This is a genomic window from Methanosarcina horonobensis HB-1 = JCM 15518 (assembly GCF_000970285.1).
Classification (GTDB): Archaea; Halobacteriota; Methanosarcinia; order Methanosarcinales; family Methanosarcinaceae; genus Methanosarcina; species Methanosarcina horonobensis.
In genome coordinates this window covers 2976421-2995230 of the sequence record NZ_CP009516.1, presented here as the reverse complement: position 1 = coordinate 2995230, position 18810 = coordinate 2976421, and the positions used below count along the sequence as shown (strand labels likewise).

Here is an 18810-nt window from a genome sequence, read left to right as displayed (position 1 = left end):
CTCTGCTCAAGTTATGTTTCCTCCTTATACCCCTTGCACTTCTTACAGATGCCATAGAAGTTGGTGCTCGTTGAAACAATAGTAAATCCTTCTATATCCTCAGCTATCTTCATTGAGTAATCCAGCAATTGTTCCGAATTAAAATCCTCCATCTTTCCACACTCCCTGCAGATGAGATGGTGATGCGGAATGAAATTCGCTTCAAATCTTGAGACCCCTTTTACATTCACCTCCTCCAGTAAACCTTTCTCCGTAAGGAATTTGAGATTTTTATATACGGTAGCCTTGCTTATACGCGTCAGTTTTTTTCTAACCCCATCATAAACTTCGTCTACAGTGGGATGACCGTCGTGTTCGCGCAGGAAAGCAAGTATTTCTACTCTCTGGTTTGTGTATTTCATGTCAGTTTTCTCTGTGGGCTTCATAGTCGTCCACCTAAATTACCTGTGAAAGCAGGCTTACTCAGATATACATGATATCCATTACTAAATGATATTCATTATTATTTAACAATTTCTACTATTTCTATTTCTTTATTCATAAAAGGCCTGTAACTGCTCTTTTTTCCTGATGACATAAATTACATTTTTTTCTCACTAGAAATACACTAAAAAACAGCAATTTTAGGCAGAAATCACCAGAAGAAGATTTTAAACCCCCTTCAATAGAATGTAAAGTTTCTCGAAACCTTAATTAGAATATAAATCCAAAATTCAATGTAATTTTTTGAGAAAATCAACTAAGAATCTTTCCGAAAAGTGTTGTCCCCTCTATATCTAATAATAGGCAATGTACACAAAATTCATCTGAAAACTTCCCTCCACTCCCTAATGCTCATGAAGTAAGCAGATATCGGACGACCACTGGCAAGAGATAAGAAAAATAGAATCGGCAGCTGTCATAAAGGGCGGCCCGAAGCGTATCATTTAAGTTTGGGTGGCCGCCCTCAATTTGATTTTATAATGTATTTATCACTTAGGTTTTATAATTTCTATAAACTAATTTTGTTTTAATCTCCTTTTATTTTAATATCACCTTTTTTTGCATCACTTGAAAAACCGCTGTTTTCTTCAAACCATCTACAGTACTCCTCGGGGCATTGAGTTTCCGGGCATTCATGTATATACGCCAGGACATCGCTCATTTTTGCAGTAGCTAATGACACAGAAGTATCCGCGCTTCCATAATAAATACGGATTTCATCGTCCACTAAAACCCATCCACAGGGGAAAACAACGTCATTAACATCACCGCTACGTTCGTACATCTCGCGAGGCCCAAAAACCCATCCCTCTGACCTGTGGAGTACTTTCCTTGGATCTTCAAGGTCGAGAAGCGCCAGCCCAAGCTTATAACTTATTTTTGACGATGTCTGGCGTACTCCGTGATACATAATTAACCATCCGTCAGGTGTATGTAGTGGCTGCGGGGATAAACCGATTTTTCGGGCGTCCCACCATCCGCCTTCCCGGGCATATAGAAGAACTTCGTGTTCTCCCCAATATTTCATATCCGGAGAAAAGGAAATCCAGATATTTGCTTTCCCACCTCCCATACCAGATACGGGCCTGTGTATCATTGCCCACATGCCATTAAATCTTACAGGAAAAAGAGCAGCATCTTTGTTTTCAGGTGGCAGAGTAGCTCCTACTCGATCAAAATTACGGAAATCCTCAGTAAAAGCAAGAGCGGGTAAGGGTCCCGAGTCAGAAAAAGCCGTATATGCTACAGCCCATTTTCCCAGCTCGTCTATATAAGTTATACGCGGGTCTTCAATGCCGTATATTTCTTCAGGATAATTTACAGGGTCCGGCACTAAGGTTGGCTCTGGGTCAATTTCCCAGCCGTCAATTCCGTTCTTACTTCTGGCTACTGTAAGGTGAGAAAAGCCCCTGTGGTCTTCGACACGCACCAGCAGGAGTGTTTTGCCGTCAACTATAGCTGCTGCAGGGTTGAATACCGAATTGGCTTGATATGGCCAATCATCAACGGTAAGTATAGGGTTTTTCTTGCTCCTCTGAAATAGCTCTCCATGGTCTTTCCAAATCATGTTTATCTACCTCATTTTGTCTGATTTGCTAGTAGCAAGCTCTTTTTCTTTTGCAGAACCCAGTCACTTACTTTGGGCTGGACGCTATACTGAAGGACTTATTTGGGCTCTGTAGAAGTCTTCAGAATAAAGAAGTTCCAATATTTGTATTGGATGACATTATATATTTATTTCTATATTTTTTCAGTCTATTGAAACTAATTAAAAATGTATCGAAATATGTAATCTCCTGTAACATCGAGATTTTCCAAAAAGTGTATTCAAACCCAGGAAATGCTATTCGAGGCTAAAAAGGGCTAAATGAGTTTCTTAATGACTGATTAAAAAATATGTTAAACTACAATATCAGTTAGTAGAAGAAGTTCGAGATTAATGGGCATAACTCACCGAAGGCTTCACAGCGAATACTGTTCGGTGCAATACAGCTTATTTATTTGTATAATGGACAATATACAACAATTGGAGTAAACACTTGATGTTAAGCAGTGTTTTATTAATGTTCTTACGGATTTTCCTTGTAGGCTCTTAGTTATCAAATTTTTTAATCAACTCCTCTGAAAACTTCCCTCCATGCCTGCATTTTCACGGAGCGAGTAGACATTGGGCAGTCAGTGACAAAAAAACAAGCAAAAACTTACACAGGTACTTATGATGTCAGATGAGATAATTGTAAAAGGCAACCCTAACATCCCTAATATTGCTCTGACCTTTGATGATGGTCCGGGCAGAATAACCCCATACATTCTTGATGTGCTTCGAAAGTATGGAGTTAAAGCTACATTTTTTTGTCTTGGCTGCTGTATTGACAAAAACATTGCTGCTCAAGATAATACAGGCAGATACATAACGGGCAATGAAATTGTCAAACGCGCAAATGATGAAGGCCATCTCATAGCCATTCACTCTCATGATCATCGAGATCTTACCGGACTTACTGATGAAGAAATTCTTAATAATGAATTGTCCAGAACCAAAAAAATAATCACTAATTTGATCGGAAAAACCCCTGTGTACTTTCGTCCTCCCTATGGCAGCATTGACGATAGAGTAAACAACATAGCAAAAGCGCTTGATCTCAAAATTGTTTTATGGAACTGCCGCTCGGCAGATAGTTCCACCGAACCTGCTATTATTCTTGGCGGATCTCTCAAATACAAATATGGACCTGTAGACATTTACAGCAACATAATGAGAAATATTGAAAATGGATCAATTATTTTATGCCATGACGGCCATAGTGGAAAGTATGATGCAAATTTCGGGATCGTATCGGCTTTAGACAGAGCGATCCCGGAATTACAGCAAAAGAGATTTAATTTTGTAACAGTAGATGACTTATTAGCGACTGGAAATTATGTTATTCAGGATTGAAAAAGAGATTTTTGACAGTAAGGAATTTTGTATAATTTATGTAAATTCATTAATTAATAAACTCATAAACTAACAAATTCATTAACTGATAAACTCATGAATTAAACTACACCCCTGTGTTATATCTAAGGATTGCAGCAATTCCGCCAAAGGCTATCATAAGTTGAGAGCCTTCATCGAAATCTGTTGATATAAAAGCAATCCTTGCACTGCCTTTATCAGCAAGTTCTGAGAATTCACCAACGATATCAATAACATCCGTGAATTCAAGTGCATAACCACATTCAGGACAATTTCCTGCCACAGGAACAGTTTCATTGGGTTTCCATTTTCGTGTCCATTTATTTTCATATCCACAAACACTGCATTTGAGAGTTACTCTTTCAGATCGCAGGTCTTCAGAAAGTAGAAGCACATCAACTGCCTTTATTTCAAGATTCTCCCGTACATTGTCTTCTCCATAGGACACTTTACCGGATTCAGTGCCCATTTCTTTAAAAAACATTTCCATATCTTTTTTTTGTTTAATTAAGTCAATACCCTGGAGCGTATGTTCTGCTGCATTTATTAACTCAGAAAAACCTGATTCATCCGTATACCCTGTATCAAACAATCCAAGGACCTTTTTCTGAAGCTCGTAATGTAGAAATCCACCTTCATTGAACTCTTCTTTAGCTGGAGAATGCCCTCCTATCAGAATGCCTTTAAGTTCAGCCGGCTCTACTTCAAGGAATGCCTCACTTGCAGCATCCCCTATTCTTTTGTAGAAATCATGAATGGCAATGCGTCTGAGCTGTTCAAAACGATGTGCACTCTGACCTCCTTTTCTTTGTTTGCCAGGGACAGTAGAATGGAGATGTTTAATAACTTCAGTTTGCTTACCCACAAGCATTCCGATAGTAGCTTCTCTTTGATCAAGAAGTATAAGCCCATAAGTACTGCATTCTCTAAGCATTTCCTCAAGAGGCTCAAGATAAAAAATGGAATCAGAGTGGTATATGTAATGTACAACAGGTTCCGGAGGAATGAGAACTTCGTTTTCCATGCTTGTCCTGTTAGCTCCGGTATCGACAATTCCTGCAAAATAAACTATTCCATTTTCCGGTATTCTGTTAAGATATCTTAACTTTGCCAGCAAAGAGTCAAGTGCTCCCTGTACGTTATTTCTGGTAAGTTTAGACTCAATGTTCGAAGCCTGCTCGTGTTCTTCTCTTAGATGATTTGTAACATCTGAAATCTGTTTATCGGAAGGAATATAAAGGGAAATTAATTCCATGCTCCTCCCACTTTTATTTCTTAGAGTTTCAAGCTTCTTTTTAAATACATATTTTTCATATGTACAGTATTCGGCCATTCCAGCTTCCTCCTTCTCTCATATAAAACAGTTGAGGGAACCTAAAAAATGACATGAAACTACAATATTCATTTATGGTTTATTCTTTAAAAACATTTTTTGAATTTCCATTCAAAACTTCCTCCATGCCCACATGTTCACTTGTGAGCAGATATCGGGTGGCCACTGGAAAAAAAAGAAAAGGAGAGCAGGCCGCTACCATATAAAGCGTGTTATTACTTATGAAACAAGAAGTAGTGAAGAGCTAGATCAGCTTACCGAAAAGGTATGAAGTCAATCTAAATTTGCAGAGCTCTCAGTACACTGCCAAATCAGTAACACGAAAGAAAAATTAAAAACAATTAGTAGAAACGTATCCTGATTAAATAACATAATTTATCCTTTTGGCGCAACCTCTTCTGGGAACCATTCCTGAATATCTTTTTGGCATATTGGATCTTATATCCCTAAGTTCACCTTCCTCCATGTGCCTGTACATAACCCGCAGGACAGCCCGTATTACCTCGGCTGGGTTCATATTTGGACCATACTGAAATTGTTCATGAACTCTTCTTGCGAATTCCACGTTTTCAAATAGCACTGGCCTATCCTAGGTATCCAGCCGTCATAATACATTCCTTTAATTGGAAGAGGCAGCTGTGCAGCAAGCTGAACTATTTCTTCTATCGTAAGCCTGTCCCTGAGTGTATGTAAGGTAGCTCGTAACGCTTGATCTGCTCTGTCCTTACTTTCCCACTTTAATTCATTCATAATGTCTTTAAGCTATATATTGGTCAAAAGGATGGACAATTAAAAGCTTGACTGTAACTGGAAAGAATTTCTGCCCTGTAAACTACGCAGTACCAGACAGTACTCTACATTATAGATTTACCATGACTTTTACAAAACGTTATCTTTGACTTTTCAAAATGTGATTTGGTGGTTAAAATACCCGATAATTTATCAGGCAAGCTACGAATATTTAAATAAAAAATCCATAATAATTATCTTATAAGTTTTTACCCGGAGCTCATATTTAGTAATTGGTTATAATGTAAGCATTGCACAATGGGGATGGTGCCAGGCGCTGAGACAATAATCAGTTTAATGATTGGGGAGCATTGAAGAGATCAATGACATTCTAAGAATCCAGCTACAAAGGTAGCTACTGATTTTGCAGGCTTAACGAGATGGTCATCATGGCAGAAGATCCAGACCTTTTTTCACAATATCGGATGGGCGATCTCACGCTGTCAAATCGCATAGTGATGGCACCGATGACTCGCAACCGCGCAGGGAATGCCGACGTCCCGATCCCACTGATGGTCACTTATTATGTGCAGCGAGCTTCTGCCGGGATGGTTATCTCCGAAGGCTCGCAGGTTAGCCCGCAGGGGGTAGGCTACATACATACACCGGGCATCTACTCTGCGGCACAGGTCGCCGGCTGGAAGAAGATAACAGACTCTGTCCATCGGGCTGGCGGCAGGATTTTCATCCAGCTCTGGCACGTAGGGCGGATCTCTCATCCCGACTTGCTGGGTGGCACTCTGCCGGTCGCGCCATCCGCGCTACCCGTCGAAGGCTTTGTCCACACACCCGTTGGAAAAAAGCCAATTCCGGTGCCTAGGGCTCTCGAGACCGACGAGGTGCCGGACATCGTCAAGCAATTCCGGCAGGCGGCTGAGAACGCAAAAACTGCTGGCTTCGATGGTGTAGAAATCCATGGCGCTAACACCTACCTGCTGGATCAATTCCTGCGGAGCGGGGCCAACAAACGAACCGATAAGTACGGCGGCAGCCTTGAGAACCGGGCTCGTTTACCGCTTGAGGTCACGAAATCCGTCATCGATGTATGGGGCGGCGACCGTGTCGGCTACCGCATCTCTCCGCACAATACCGCACATTCCATGTCGGACGCAAATCCCAGGGAGACCTTTTCCTATTTCACCGGAGAGCTGAACAAAATCGGTCTGGGCTACCTTCATTTAATCGAGCCCATCGGAGGCAGGGCGGAGTTCGTGCCACCCAAGGCACGGCTTGGGCCTACCCTGCGCAGAATTTTTGAAAGGACGTTCATATTGAACGGTGGCTATGACCTCAACAGCGGGAACGAAGCGATTGCCAGCGGCGAGGCCGACCTTATCGCCTTCGGAGTGCCATTCCTGGCCAATCCTGACCTGCCAGAGCGCTTCAGGCGGAATGCGCCGCTTAACGAGCCGGACGTGGCCACCTTCTACGTGGGCGGTGCGAAAGGCTACACGGACTATCCGGCCCTGGTCAATAGATGATGTGGTCAAAGCATGGTAATGTAAAGTCTTCGGGAGATGGTTGTTACAATATGTCTTATATGGAGTAATCCTTGGAATCCTGGCATAACTCCCATCATAATCTGGTCGAAGTACAAAGAGCAATATGGTTCGATGTGTTTGGCGGGATATGCAAAAACGCCCTAAATCCGCATATTTGATAATACCTTCCCTTTGCATAATTATTATACGTCTTGCCTGCCGAAACCTTACCACTATTAAAGCTTTCAAAGGTGGTAAGGTTCCGGTTTAACTATTCAGACGATCTCTTCCGTCATCTCAAAAAAGTCCTTTGGCGGTTGCTCATAAGGTAAGGAAACCTTGAAAACCTGATCTTTATCCTTTACTCCCACGTCAAACTTTCTCCACGGATTATGCTGTGGCGTGCCAAAAGTAATGTCTATGGCCTTTTCCTCGATGTCAAAGATGCCTCCATATAACATTCCAAACATATTCTGCGGATCATAAAAGTGGGTGCACAAGCCTTGGGGATAGCTGGTTGAAATCAGTTGCCTGATATCTTCCCTGGAGATTTTCTGTTTGGCAGTAAAAGTGTTCCGGATTACCCCAAAACGTTTTATCGAACCCTTCCAGCGACCATTTTCCCGTGCTAACATTTCGGGTAAAACGGCATGATTACTGGCACAGAGAAATCCCTCGGGATCTGAGGCAGTTATAATCTTATATGCCTTAAATCCGTGGAGATTCTCAAATAGTGCAATGTCACCGGATGCATCTCCCATCATCAAATTCATATTATAGGAAATAGGTATCTTTTCCAGGTATTCCAAAGCTTCGGAGATATTTTTACAGTTTTCCAGCAAAGCACGGATAACGCACCAGAAATTCAGGCCAGTAAGTTGAGGATCCAACCCTAAACCTTCAATAGGCGTTACGGGTATACCATTGGACGATTGACAGAGAGCTAATCCATGTTCATTCACGCCATTGGCCCGCCCGAATATATTGCACTGAGAACCGATATGGCTATATTTACCGGTAACGGAAGTAGTCGCCAGGCACATCTCCTCCAATATATCGGTAAAATCGTAGGTATAAGCCAGAATAGTATGTCCTTCCAGGTTTTTCTCTGACCTCAGCGCCATCACATTACATCCGTGCGCAAAGAAGCTTATGGAATAAAACAACACCTGTACCGGGTCAACGCCGACCGTATCGGCAAAACCCTTTATCTCTTTATTGACACCGGGACAATACTGATCAAACATTTCAAACATTGCGGCGATTTTTTCCTGTGTTCTAACGGGAAATATACCTGGCGGCGCTTGCAGTCTCCTTGCTGCTTCTGGCGTCGCTAAAATCCATCTCCCTAGATGCTGTCCAATTTCGTAATTTGTACCTGAATGGTTCAGATAATGTGCGGTCGTTAATTTCATCACTGTTTCCTCCTTTTTTCCTTCCGGATTTACAGCCTTATTATGTCTGATTTTTGGCCGCTTATAGGATAAATTCTAGATATGACAATTCAGCATATTCATAACCAGTATATAGTACCCAGATAATTATTTTTTTTAGAAAGATATTTATACAAAAATGTATTATCGGTTAGCGAATGCTCTTATATATTGGGAGATAAATTCATGATATTAGTTTAAATTTTTTAGAATTAATTTCCTATGTATTGCATAATAAGTAACACAATATAGATAATTATAAAATAAGTAATGTTAAATTATAAATAACTTAAAGTTATTAACTTAGGCCCGGACGAGCCGGCCACTTCCGCGGTTAGGTCGGGAGATGGGGCGCACACGCCCTTGAGAACCGCTACTCGTGCCCTTGCGAGAAAACAATGTTAGGCGAAGTGACGCATCCGACTAAAGTTTCTTTCTTAGCTTAATTGGAATCCATACTTCTTCTTCTGAACTGGTGTCTTCATTTTTGTATTTCTCTCCCAATATTTCAAAGTGGGGCCTATTGTCCAATGAGTATTCAGAATTTGGCAACCAAGTTCTAAAAATGTACTCGAATGTTTTTGGAGCAGTGCTGGCAGCTCCCTTATGAACAAAAACCGCATAAAGACCACTTGGCACTATAAAGAATTCCATTTCATACGGAATCTCCTCAAAATTTAAAACTTCGACTGCAGCCCACTTCTCAAAAGATATATATGGATCAAATTTTTGAAAATCAAATGATTTGTCATACACTTGCAGCGAATATAACACTGTAGTTAGATTATTTTTAATTTCTTTTCGTCTTTGCATAAATGATTTCCATAATTCTCCTGTTTTATTGTTCGAGAATGTCATTTTCATTCTCTTACCTATTAAATTTTTTTCAGGTAATATTTCAATTCTTGGCTCCATTTATTGGCTCCTTCCCGTATGTTAATTAATTATTTGAAATCTATTTCAATTTTAATTGATAAGCCAAATTCATTGCAGTTTTTTAAGTATAGTTCCAATATTTTTCGCCGTGCGTCATTTCGCTTATCGGATAGGTTTTCCCGACGTCCCCAGGCTCTAAGGCTATGACCGAGTTTTAGATAGCTTTTATCTTAAGTTCGGGCGAGTTGGGTCCACCCGGTCCTGGACCGGGGGATGTGCGCGGATATCTTCAGCCCTTCTTCAAATTAGCCATCGCCTTGTGAATACAGTACCATTTACCTTTATTATAGATTCGGATCCACCGAAGGCATATGGAAAATACTTGATGCAGATCTGCCGAGCCGATTGGTTTTCGCATACCTATGATCTCTTCAGCTTACATAACGAAAGCTCTTGTAAAAGTTATAGAGTCGCGTGATGATTGGGAAGGATATTTCGCACTTATTGAAGAGAGTAGAATCAGAATAAGGCCTTTGAAAGAGATTAAAATGCTTTTATGTTAGCTAGACAGGTATTTTAAGAATCGGCATCTACCATAAAAAGCATGTTGTAGATTGAACATTGTTAGCAGCATTTATGAGAGCCAGTTTGAACCAGAGATTATCCGAAAATCTTGCGATCTTTGATTTAAAATCTTTTCTGGTTTAAGCAAAAACTATTGACTTAAAAATAATCTCTAAAATCCACTAAGAGAGTATTACTGGTTTCTGGATGAAAAAAGCCTATTTTATCAGCCTTGATCAGTTAGTAATTTGACTTATAGGTTACATTAAAATAAATGTGAATTAACTGATGTTGAAGGTTAAATCGTTTTTACCTTTTCTTCAGTTAGTGCAATTGCTCCCAGGACGCCGGCATATTTGCCTAATTTTGGCGTAACAATATAATTATCTATATTTTCTGTAATCTCTGGTTTCCTGAGAAAATCTTTCAATAGCTTTTTCACTTCTTCTCGTATTAGTGGAAGCATTACAGATTTTTCCATAACTCCACCACCTAAAATAATGCGTTCTGGCGATAATATGCAGATGTAGTTAGTTAATGCAAGTGCTATATAATGTGCTTCCAATTCCCAGGCTGGATGATTGTCAGGCAATTCCTCTGCAGGTTTTCCCCATCTTTTAGAAATAGCTGGTCCGGAGGCTAGTCCTTCAAAACAATCGTTATGATATTGGCATAAACCATGATACGGATCCTTTTCTCTATCATGTGGAATACGGATATGTCCCATTTCAGGATGAATTAATCCATGCATTAGTTTGCCATTTATCATACCTCCACCACCAATTCCTGTGCCGATAGTCAAGTAGATAAAATTATCCTTATCTTTAGCGTTACCAAAGCGATATTCGCCCAGTGCAGCTCCATTCACATCTGTATCAATTGCAACCGGCACATTTAATGCACGCCGGATTATTCCCAAAATATCCGTATTTGACCATCCAGGTTTAGTTGTTAAGGTTATGCAGCCAAAAGTCGAAGAGGATGTGTTTAGATCTAAAAATCCAAAAGAAGCAATACCTATAGCTGTGAGCTGTTGTCTATCTGAATACTCTCTAAAGAATTCAATTGCATGGTTTAATGTCTCGGTGGGCGTTGTAGTTGGAAAGCTCTCGGCCTTCAGATCATCCGGTCCTGTGCCTATGCCACAGACAAATTTTGTACCTCCTGCCTCAATCCCTCCATATAGCTTCCCATTATTGTTTCCAAATTTTTCTATAGTCTTTTGTGACTTTTGCTTCGATTCCTTCGTGGCGTAGTTCATCACTATTCCCCCTTTCTCTTTTTGAGAGATTTTCCAAAATATTGTTTATCTCGTGATAATTTCGTGATAACTTTGAATATATAAAAATAGCAATTAACTGTCTATTAATTTAGCTTATGCTTTAACCCGTATTGTGGCCTCGTATTTCCCGTTAACAACGGTTCCACGCACATGCAATTGGTTATCAAAAATTGTCAGATTTGCAATAAAGTTTGGTTTAATTCTGCCAAGTAAATTATTGATACCTAGAAATTCTGCAGGATATGTAGAGGCCATTCTAAGTGCCTCATCAATTGGAATTCCAATCCTCTGAACGCAATTGCGAACAGCTGTTGCCATATCCAGGGATGAGCCCGCAAGGATTCCATCTTTAGTAATACATTTCCCTTCTTTACAGAAAATCTCTAAATCCCCGACTTTGAAAGTATCTTCAGGTTTACCGACAGGTGGCATTGCATCAGTAATAAGAAACAGTTTATTCAAAGGCTTAACCCTTTTACAAATCTTTACAGATGAAAAATGTACGTGAACACCATCAACGATAACACTCGCCCATACATCATCGTTTTCTAAAGCAGCCCCAACGAGACCTGGTTCTCTACTTCCCAGTTGAGACATAGCATTAAATATATGCGTTACTGAAGACACACCGATTTTAAATGCCTCACTTGCCTGTTCATATGTAGAATCAGAATGTCCGGCTGAAATACGAATTCCGGAGTTAATACACATCCGTATATATCTCTTATCCACATTTTCAGGTGCCAATGTTATGAGTTTGATAATGTTAGTTCCTTTTTCTATCAAATTATAGAATTCTTCGTCCCGGATTGACCTGATTAACTTTTTATTGTGCACGCCTGCTTTCGTATCATTTAAGTAAGGTCCTTCAATATGTAATCCTAATATCCCATACTTATTGTTAGATAAACATTTTCCAACAGTATCGATTGCTTTTACAATATTTTCATAGGACGTGGAAATTATTGTAGGTAAAAAATTTGTAGTCCCGAACTCTTTGTGTGCTTCAAAAATAGCGGAAACTGCTTCTTCGGTAGGATTGTCAGTAAAAAAATAACCGCCACCACCGTTTACTTGCAAGTCTATGAATCCCGGTGCAACTGAAAGTCCGCCCAGATCAATAAAATCTATATCAGATGGAACTTTTGATACATCGACTAAACTCTTAATATAGTTATTTTCAATTATGATTGCTTCATTACAAATTATTTCATTTCCAGTGTAAATATTACAGTTTACTAGCGCATACTTCATCGTTTACCACTTAATAAAATTAAACATTTTTTCAATAGTCTTTTTAATGGTATTTCAACTTTTTTAAAGTTCTCATCTCACCTGAAAATTGACAATAAACTTCTCTTAAAACTTCTCTCCACGTCCGCATGCTCACGAAGGAAGCAGATATCGGGCGGCCACTGGGAAAAAAGAAGAAGGGATTACAATCAAAATAGGAAATGAGAAATAATTTTGGGACAAATAAGTTTTTATCAGTATATTAAGTTCTCATAAAATAGGGCAATTGATAGCTATTATATACTTAACATCTCTTTTTTCTTTCAATTGGGTGAATGCTATGGATAAAAGACAACGTTCTGAAAAATATGACTGGTTAAGCTCAAAAACTCAAAGCATACTTAAACATTATAGCTGTCCTGAATTATGTAATGCGAGTTGCTGCAAAAATCATATTATTGATTTTCATAGAAAAGAGTATGAGAAAATCTTAAAAAATATAGATAAAGAAAGTGCGAATATTTTAAAATCGAATGCGATAAAATCAGAGTTGGAAGGATGTTATAAAGCAATAGTCGGGCAGTGCCCGTTATTGATAAACTTAAAATGCAGAATATACGATAATAGGCCGCAAGCATGTAGAAATTTTCCTTTTGTAATTTTTCCTGATGCGGAAGCAGGGTTCGGTTTAACGCTGTTATTGTGTCCGATGTCTGTTAACATAGTTCAAGATTATGCACAGTGGTATAAATCGGTAAACTCAACAATGTATAATCAATTAAATGCCTTGTACGAACAGTATAAAAACATAGACAAAAATAATGATTTTTGTATTCAAATGAAAGAGCATAACTTAGATTCTTTCATAGAATTTCTTGAAAAGAAGTAATCATTATTCATTTTCTTTTTTTGCATAAAATATACTCACTAGCATAGAGGAAGTATACTGCATGGTACTACACAAATTGAAATTTATCTATTATTTTCCTTTTCTCCTGCTATGTATACCAAGTATCACGTCCAGACCTCCTATACATGCCCACATCACAGCTATAGCTACATAGGGAGAGTATCCACCGATAAAATATGCAATAATAAAACCAATTGCTGCAATATAACTCAACGAGGCAATCACGAACCATATGTTTTTGAGTTCGATAAATCGCTTCTCGATGTCTGCTGTTGATTCCATAAATTTCAATTAGTCTTAATGCTGTATAACCTTATCTTGAAGACGGGAATATATTTTGTAAAGTCAGGGTTTAATCCTGTTTTTATTCTATAAAGCACTTTTACCCATCATTTAATAATCCACGACCTAAATAATTAACAAGCACAATTAGTACTAGAATAATATCTTTAAAGAGGTCCGCTTCACTTGTGCCAATAAGCCCATTAAAAAATAAATATGTTAAACATAGCAAGAAAGCAATTAAAACTGAGTAGCATAGTAAAGTAATTGATCTCATCTTCTTTTTTGTTTCTTCGAATTTATCTTTTGTGATTTCACCTCTAGCATATTTTTCTTTTAAGATATCCAGCGCAGATTTCCCTTCACTGCCAGTCTTGTTCCGATTAACATAATCTTTGATTAATATAAATGCTGTTGCAATTACTAGAATCCGGAAAATAAGCCTTCCAAACAGGATAACTTCTGTTGAGCCTATCATTGATTGGCCTCATGCTTTCTTATCATTGAAAATCGTAAATTTCAGCTGCTTCAAAGAGACAGTTTTATCATATATTTCAAAGAATATACGAAAATAATACTATGAATTATTAATCTTACTCACAAAGTTTTTGTATTTTACCAGAGGTTCACCGAATATTTACGACTATGTATTTAAATTTACAGCGAATACAGCGAATTTACTTAACTACCTGAGATACCATTACAAAAAAGACTACAAAATCAATCGAAATTTTTCAGTAATTTCGATACACCTTCAGTGAAACCATCTTGGGGACGAGAATCTATTCCATCCCCGTGCTCAGCGTAGAAAATGCTAATAATTTCGACGACAAAAAAGAGAGTTTTAGACATAGGGATTCCGCAATGCTTTATTAACGCCGAAATTCCTGCGCTCCTCAAGCATCTTCCGGTTCTTATCGATCTTCTCCTTCGCGAATATTTTCTAATGTTGCGAATATTTTCTAGTGTTCCTGTCCCTGCTCCTGTAGAAAAATACTTTTCATTAAACTTTACTGATTAAGTAGAAAACAATATCAGTAAGCTATCCAGTTCTGAGACGTTTTCACGAATCGTTATGCTGAAGCAAAAGTGACGCCAGGGAGGCTGTAAGTGCTACAGCAATGGCAGAAATGGCAACCCCCTGCCAGCCTGCTACCTTCCAGGCAAGCATTGCACCTCCTGACCCCAGGCTGCCGCCGATAAACATCCCTACCGTGAACAAACTATTCACCCGGTTGCGTGCTTGCGGCTTGAGCCCGTAAATTACCTTCGGGTTGGCAACTATGGCGCTCTGCATCCCGAAATCCAGAAGCATGACCCCAAAGACCAGTCCGGCAAGGGAATTCCAGCCTGCAAGTACCAGCCAGGCTAGCAAAGTGGCAAACGCACCTGTAGAAACAACCTGGCCTGGGCCCCGGCGGTCGGCCAGGCGTCCGGCTACGGGAGCGGCAAGCACTCCAACCACCCCGATAATACCAAAAAGTCCTGCGACATCGGCGCCATAGTGGAAAGGAGGCTGTTCGAGATGCAGCGCGAGGATCGTCCAGAAGGCGCTGAACACGGCGAAGAGCAATCCCTGTATGAAGGTAGCTCGACGTAGTCCGGGCTCACTGCGCCAGAGTTGCAGGAGTGAACGAAGCAGCGACCCGTACTTCATTGAAGTCGCGGGCCGATTTAACGGCAATACAAGTGCCATTGCTGTCGCGCCGATAAGAACCAGGGGAATGGCAAGCCAGAACATGGCTCTCCAGCCGTAATTAGTAGCGATGGAACCTGCCAGAATCCGGCTCAAAAGCATGCCGCTCAGCAATCCGCTCATAACGCTGCCGACGGCTGAACCCCTGTGGTTATCAGAAGCCAGCGATGCGGCAGCCGGTATTATCTGCTGCGTAACTGAGGCGCTGAAGCCAATGAGAAGTGAGGCACCCAGGAGGGCCCAACCGGTAGATGCAATTGCTGCAAAAAGCAATGATAAAGCCAGAACAAGGAACTGCGACACAATGAGCCGGCTGCGTTCCATCAGATCTCCCAGGGGCACCAGAAGCAGCAAACCGGTTGCATAACCGAATTGGGTAGCAGTAGGAATAAGGCTGGGAGCTAATTCACCGGGAAAAGAGCGTGCGATAACTCCCAGCATTGGCTGGTTATAGTAGATATTGGCCACCGCGATTCCGCATGCACAGGCCATAGCGAAGACAAGCCCTTTGCCTGGCTCAGAGACATTTCCAGCCTGAAGAGTGCCGTTTTTTTGAATCATGGTTTATTTCTTCTGACGTGTAGTGCGATTTACAACGATCAAGCATCTTATTTATTTTTTTATTTTCCCTCAATCACACAAATTACAGTATAATCCGATGATAAAATCCACATCTGCTTTCGTCATTTCATACCTGATCCATTTTCGAGTTGAAAGTGAATCCTTAAAAATACCGCGCACTCTTCGGTTGAGTAGCCAGATAGATGAGTTGCAGAAAAGAAAATAATAACTTGTGATGTTCTTTCTAATAAATTCATTTTAAAACTTCCTTCCACGCCCGCATGCTCGCGAAGTGAGCAGAAATCGGGCGACCGCTGGCAAAAAAGAAGAAAAAAAATGGAGTTTGCAGTTTGAAAAATTCGCAATTCATTCAATTTGTATATCAAAAAAGCAAAAAAGTGTGTTGCAGAACAATATTAAATTGAAGAAAAACAATATCAAATTGATATAGAAAAACGATAATGAATTGATAGAAAAACAACAAATATCGATATCAATTAACCTTACCTCGTCATTTGAAAATTAGCGATTGGTTCGGTTTGTGCATCAAAAAAACACTAGGTGCGATCTATGAACTGGAGAGAACGTATTGTTATTGACCCCTCAGTCCTTACAGGCAAGCCCATTATAAAAGGTACACGCCTTGCAGTAGAGTTCATTATCGACCTTCTGGCTCATGACTGGACTGAGTCAGAAATCCTTCGGAGCTACCCCGGCCTGGCTCATGAAGATATTCAAGCGTGCCTGATGTATGTGAGCGATTTACTCAGGACAGAAAGGGTTTATCCTGCTGAGATTTCTCAGGAAGTAGACTGATGCGCCTGCTGGCAAATGAAAACATTCCTCTGAGTGCCGTGGAAGCTCTCCAAGCCTGTGGACATGATGTCCTGTGGATATGAGAAAAATCGCCGGGTATCACTGATATAGAAGTTATGGAACTGGGTCATAGGGAAAAACGTATTCTTATCACTTTCAACAAAGATTTTGGAGAACTGGCTTTCTCCACGAAGAAACCACCGGCACTTGGAATAATTCTTTTTCGCATACCTATGATCTCTTCAGCTTACATAGCGAAAGCCCTTGTAAAAGTTATAGAGTCGCGTGATGATTGGGAAGGACATTTTGCAGTTATTGAAGAGAGTAGAATCAGAATAAGGCCATTGAAAAGAGATTAAAATATGTTTTTTTTATTTTGATTAATGGTACTATGTATTCTTGAAGGATGGACATTTGTAATCTCGGTAGTAACTGGAAAGAATTCTTATCCCCTAGAGACTACAGAGAACCTATTTTTCTGATAGGCTTTTAGTTGCCAGATTTCTTTTAATATTCATCTTAAAACTTCCCTTTACGGCCGCATGCTCGCAAAGTAAGCAGTTATCGTGCGGCCACTGGCAAAAAGAAGAACAGAACCCAAAAACACAACAACCGTAAAATTTTACAAACTAGACACACTACCTGACTGGACAGTTTTCTACGCTAATATAAAATAGAATTGTAACAAATATTAGATGAAAAACGTGTAAAAAAACCCGGCCTGGAGTGATCATGCGACAATTTCTTGTAGCTATAACAAAAGAAGATAACTTCTTTATTGCAAGATGTCCTGAGCTCAATGTGACTTCTCAGGGTGAAACCCTTGAAGAAGCCGAAGAAAATATTAAAGAAGCTATAGAATTGTACATTGAGAGATTCGGGACTGAAGACCTTTCGCAACAAGTTTCCAAACCTTACCTGACTCTAGTGGAAGTTTCCAATGTCTAAATTACCAGTTGTATCAGGTACTGTTTAGCATGAACTCGAAAGAAAATCGAAAAACAGAAAACAGTAAAAAGTCTTGGAATTAAGTTTTTCAATTGATTAATCAAGGTCGACTCCGGTCTCTTCAGGAGTTACCGCTTCAATATCTTCTATTCGAATGAAATATTTTTTGTTTCTGGTTACTATTCTATTTATGCCCAGAGAAAGGGCTGTTGCTGCAATCAGGCAGTCATTTAACTCAATTCTTTTTCCGCTTCTGATGAGATCAGCATAAATTTTTCCTGCATCTATTGCTATTCTCGAATCAAGAGCTATTACTTCTACAATATTAAGTAGTTCAAGTGTTTTTTCAAGAGCATCTTGGGATCTTGAAAGGTGAGCGCCAACACTCAGTTCGGCAGCGGTAATTGATGATGTATAGCCTGAATATTCATTTCCGATGCGTTCTAGAAAGCTTCTGGAAGACGGAATGACCTCTTTTCGAAGGCAATCAACGAATATCGATGTGTCTACAAAAAATTTCATTCTATCCAGTCCAGACGTGAAGATTTTCGCAACTGGTCAACAAACTCTTCGCTCTCGACATCGTAACCCCATGCACCACAGGCCGATTCTACAATTTCCTTTGAGCTTCTTCCTTCTTTTTTTCTAACCATGTTGAGGATGGAATGAATTTCCCTATCGAGTTCGATAAGCCGCTTCTCGATTTCTGCTGTTGATTCCATAAATATCAATTAGTCTTAATGCCGTATAACCTTATTTAATCGGAAGCTTAAATTTTTCTCCGATTTACTAAAGTATATTTCAAATGGAGATTTCAAGTTCATGTGAATAAATTAAATTAATCTGAAACTCCCTCCACGCCCGCATGCTCACGAAGTGAGCAGAAATCGGGCGGTCGCTGGCAAAAAAGAAGAAAACGTAGCAGTAATGATAAACGCGGTAAAGACTGGCATATCTCAGCAGCATCAGAAGCTCGATAAGAATTCAGTATTAATCCATTGGTCATGGTTACCGAAAAATCGTTATCAATTACGTCAATTTTCGTAAAGATATCAAATTATTCATTGATATTGTGCAAGCCATAATTAAATATCGGTTTCAGTTTAAGAGCTCTGTTGAGCTTGATTTTTTTCGTTGAAATCCAGACCCATAGCAAGAAAACTC

Annotated in this window: 19 protein-coding genes and 1 pseudogene; 6 read left to right on the top strand and 14 right to left on the bottom strand. The window is 39.8% G+C overall.

Annotated elements, in window-relative coordinates; translation table 11 throughout:
- Positions 1-11 precede the first annotated feature (11 nt).
- Positions 12-425, bottom strand: a complete 414-nt coding sequence (locus tag MSHOH_RS13165) for a Fur family transcriptional regulator (protein ID WP_048140262.1) — start codon at positions 423-425, stop codon at positions 12-14.
- 584 nt (positions 426-1009) lie between these two features.
- Positions 1010-2050, bottom strand: coding sequence for a glycoside hydrolase family 130 protein (locus MSHOH_RS13160; protein ID WP_048140260.1), 1041 nt, complete (start codon positions 2048-2050; stop codon positions 1010-1012).
- Between the two features lie 651 nt (positions 2051-2701).
- On the opposite strand from MSHOH_RS13160, the gene MSHOH_RS13155 reads away from it, so the two are divergent.
- Positions 2702-3421, top strand: coding sequence for a polysaccharide deacetylase family protein (locus tag MSHOH_RS13155; RefSeq protein WP_048140258.1), 720 nt, complete (start codon positions 2702-2704; stop codon positions 3419-3421).
- Positions 3422-3527: 106 nt separating this feature from the next.
- On the opposite strand, the gene prf1 is transcribed toward MSHOH_RS13155, so the two are convergent.
- The 3 genes from prf1 to MSHOH_RS26055 all read right to left on the bottom strand — a co-directional run bounded on the left by prf1 (position 3528) and on the right by MSHOH_RS26055 (position 5525).
- Positions 3528-4775: a peptide chain release factor aRF-1 gene (gene prf1, locus MSHOH_RS13150; protein WP_048140256.1), complete on the bottom strand. Its 1248-nt coding sequence runs from the start codon at positions 4773-4775 to the stop codon at positions 3528-3530.
- Positions 4776-5136: 361 nt separating this feature from the next.
- Positions 5137-5340: a DUF2267 domain-containing protein gene (locus tag MSHOH_RS25700; RefSeq protein WP_158024157.1), complete on the bottom strand. Its 204-nt coding sequence runs from the start codon at positions 5338-5340 to the stop codon at positions 5137-5139.
- On the bottom strand, positions 5289-5525 hold the full coding sequence (locus MSHOH_RS26055; protein WP_052730866.1) for a DUF2267 domain-containing protein: 237 nt from the start codon (positions 5523-5525) through the stop codon (positions 5289-5291). Before MSHOH_RS26055 ends, MSHOH_RS25700 begins: the two co-directional genes overlap by 52 nt.
- A gap of 428 nt (positions 5526-5953) precedes the next feature.
- Between MSHOH_RS26055 and MSHOH_RS13140 the strand changes: the two genes are divergently transcribed.
- On the top strand, positions 5954-7045 hold the full coding sequence (locus MSHOH_RS13140) for an alkene reductase (RefSeq protein WP_048143469.1): 1092 nt from the start codon (positions 5954-5956) through the stop codon (positions 7043-7045).
- A gap of 275 nt (positions 7046-7320) precedes the next feature.
- Here the strand turns inward: MSHOH_RS13140 and MSHOH_RS13135 are convergent, their stop codons facing one another.
- The 4 genes from MSHOH_RS13135 to nagA form a co-directional block, all read right to left on the bottom strand.
- Positions 7321-8460, bottom strand: a complete 1140-nt coding sequence (locus tag MSHOH_RS13135) for a C45 family autoproteolytic acyltransferase/hydolase (RefSeq protein ID WP_048140254.1) — start codon at positions 8458-8460, stop codon at positions 7321-7323.
- Between the two features lie 441 nt (positions 8461-8901).
- A complete protein-coding gene (locus tag MSHOH_RS13130) occupies positions 8902-9393 on the bottom strand; it encodes a GyrI-like domain-containing protein (RefSeq protein WP_048140252.1) in 492 nt (163 codons plus the stop codon).
- Positions 9394-10216: 823 nt separating this feature from the next.
- Entirely contained in the window at positions 10217-11179 is a 963-nt protein-coding gene (locus tag MSHOH_RS13125; RefSeq protein ID WP_082089352.1) for an ROK family protein, read from the bottom strand.
- A 114-nt stretch (positions 11180-11293) separates the two neighbouring features.
- Positions 11294-12454, bottom strand: coding sequence for an N-acetylglucosamine-6-phosphate deacetylase (nagA, locus tag MSHOH_RS13120; RefSeq protein WP_048140250.1), 1161 nt, complete (start codon positions 12452-12454; stop codon positions 11294-11296).
- 319 nt (positions 12455-12773) lie between these two features.
- Between nagA and MSHOH_RS13115 the strand changes: the two genes are divergently transcribed.
- Positions 12774-13322, top strand: a complete 549-nt coding sequence (locus tag MSHOH_RS13115) for a YkgJ family cysteine cluster protein (RefSeq protein ID WP_048140248.1) — start codon at positions 12774-12776, stop codon at positions 13320-13322.
- A gap of 90 nt (positions 13323-13412) precedes the next feature.
- On the opposite strand, the gene MSHOH_RS13110 is transcribed toward MSHOH_RS13115, so the two are convergent.
- From MSHOH_RS13110 to MSHOH_RS13100, 3 genes are all read right to left on the bottom strand, one after another.
- A complete protein-coding gene (locus tag MSHOH_RS13110; protein WP_048140246.1) occupies positions 13413-13625 on the bottom strand; it encodes a hypothetical protein in 213 nt (70 codons plus the stop codon).
- 100 nt (positions 13626-13725) lie between these two features.
- Complete coding sequence (locus tag MSHOH_RS24705) at positions 13726-14103, bottom strand: SHOCT domain-containing protein (RefSeq protein WP_204245317.1); 378 nt, start codon at positions 14101-14103, stop codon at positions 13726-13728.
- Between the two features lie 585 nt (positions 14104-14688).
- A complete protein-coding gene (locus MSHOH_RS13100; protein WP_239451383.1) occupies positions 14689-15762 on the bottom strand; it encodes an MFS transporter in 1074 nt (357 codons plus the stop codon).
- Between the two features lie 690 nt (positions 15763-16452).
- Here MSHOH_RS13100 and MSHOH_RS13095 point away from each other — a divergent pair.
- From MSHOH_RS13095 to MSHOH_RS13085, 3 genes and pseudogenes are all read left to right on the top strand, one after another.
- A complete protein-coding gene (locus MSHOH_RS13095; protein WP_048140243.1) occupies positions 16453-16698 on the top strand; it encodes a DUF433 domain-containing protein in 246 nt (81 codons plus the stop codon).
- A pseudogene (locus tag MSHOH_RS13090) lies at positions 16698-17057 on the top strand (DUF5615 family PIN-like protein). The gene MSHOH_RS13095 and the pseudogene MSHOH_RS13090 overlap by 1 nt, the downstream one beginning before the upstream one ends.
- A gap of 373 nt (positions 17058-17430) precedes the next feature.
- Complete coding sequence (locus MSHOH_RS13085) at positions 17431-17646, top strand: type II toxin-antitoxin system HicB family antitoxin (RefSeq protein WP_048140241.1); 216 nt, start codon at positions 17431-17433, stop codon at positions 17644-17646.
- A gap of 96 nt (positions 17647-17742) precedes the next feature.
- On the opposite strand, the gene MSHOH_RS22225 is transcribed toward MSHOH_RS13085, so the two are convergent.
- On the bottom strand, positions 17743-18168 hold the full coding sequence (locus MSHOH_RS22225; RefSeq protein WP_052730865.1) for a type II toxin-antitoxin system VapC family toxin: 426 nt from the start codon (positions 18166-18168) through the stop codon (positions 17743-17745).
- On the bottom strand, positions 18165-18368 hold the full coding sequence (locus tag MSHOH_RS13075) for a hypothetical protein (protein WP_048140239.1): 204 nt from the start codon (positions 18366-18368) through the stop codon (positions 18165-18167). Before MSHOH_RS13075 ends, MSHOH_RS22225 begins: the two co-directional genes overlap by 4 nt.
- Positions 18369-18810: the final 442 nt, after the last annotated feature.

What these genes read in the sequence shown, in the direction of transcription:
- MSHOH_RS13165 (WP_048140262.1), bottom strand. Translation starts at nt 425, where the DNA reads ATGAAGCCCACAGAGAAAACTGACATGAAATACACAAACCAGAGAGTA.
- MSHOH_RS13160 (WP_048140260.1), bottom strand. Translation starts at nt 2,050, where the DNA reads ATGATTTGGAAAGACCATGGAGAGCTATTTCAGAGGAGCAAGAAAAAC.
- MSHOH_RS13155 (WP_048140258.1), top strand. Translation starts at nt 2,702, where the DNA reads ATGTCAGATGAGATAATTGTAAAAGGCAACCCTAACATCCCTAATATT.
- prf1 (WP_048140256.1), bottom strand. Translation starts at nt 4,775, where the DNA reads ATGGCCGAATACTGTACATATGAAAAATATGTATTTAAAAAGAAGCTT.
- MSHOH_RS26055 (WP_052730866.1), bottom strand. Translation starts at nt 5,525, where the DNA reads ATGAATGAATTAAAGTGGGAAAGTAAGGACAGAGCAGATCAAGCGTTA.
- MSHOH_RS13140 (WP_048143469.1), top strand. Translation starts at nt 5,954, where the DNA reads ATGGCAGAAGATCCAGACCTTTTTTCACAATATCGGATGGGCGATCTC.
- MSHOH_RS13135 (WP_048140254.1), bottom strand. Translation starts at nt 8,460, where the DNA reads ATGAAATTAACGACCGCACATTATCTGAACCATTCAGGTACAAATTAC.
- MSHOH_RS13130 (WP_048140252.1), bottom strand. Translation starts at nt 9,393, where the DNA reads ATGGAGCCAAGAATTGAAATATTACCTGAAAAAAATTTAATAGGTAAG.
- MSHOH_RS13125 (WP_082089352.1), bottom strand. Translation starts at nt 11,179, where the DNA reads ATGAACTACGCCACGAAGGAATCGAAGCAAAAGTCACAAAAGACTATA.
- nagA (WP_048140250.1), bottom strand. Translation starts at nt 12,454, where the DNA reads ATGAAGTATGCGCTAGTAAACTGTAATATTTACACTGGAAATGAAATA.
- MSHOH_RS13115 (WP_048140248.1), top strand. Translation starts at nt 12,774, where the DNA reads ATGGATAAAAGACAACGTTCTGAAAAATATGACTGGTTAAGCTCAAAA.
- MSHOH_RS13110 (WP_048140246.1), bottom strand. Translation starts at nt 13,625, where the DNA reads ATGGAATCAACAGCAGACATCGAGAAGCGATTTATCGAACTCAAAAAC.
- MSHOH_RS24705 (WP_204245317.1), bottom strand. Translation starts at nt 14,103, where the DNA reads ATGATAGGCTCAACAGAAGTTATCCTGTTTGGAAGGCTTATTTTCCGG.
- MSHOH_RS13100 (WP_239451383.1), bottom strand. Translation starts at nt 15,762, where the DNA reads ATGCTGGGAGTTATCGCACGCTCTTTTCCCGGTGAATTAGCTCCCAGC.
- MSHOH_RS13095 (WP_048140243.1), top strand. Translation starts at nt 16,453, where the DNA reads ATGAACTGGAGAGAACGTATTGTTATTGACCCCTCAGTCCTTACAGGC.
- MSHOH_RS13085 (WP_048140241.1), top strand. Translation starts at nt 17,431, where the DNA reads ATGCGACAATTTCTTGTAGCTATAACAAAAGAAGATAACTTCTTTATT.
- MSHOH_RS22225 (WP_052730865.1), bottom strand. Translation starts at nt 18,168, where the DNA reads ATGAAATTTTTTGTAGACACATCGATATTCGTTGATTGCCTTCGAAAA.
- MSHOH_RS13075 (WP_048140239.1), bottom strand. Translation starts at nt 18,368, where the DNA reads ATGGAATCAACAGCAGAAATCGAGAAGCGGCTTATCGAACTCGATAGG.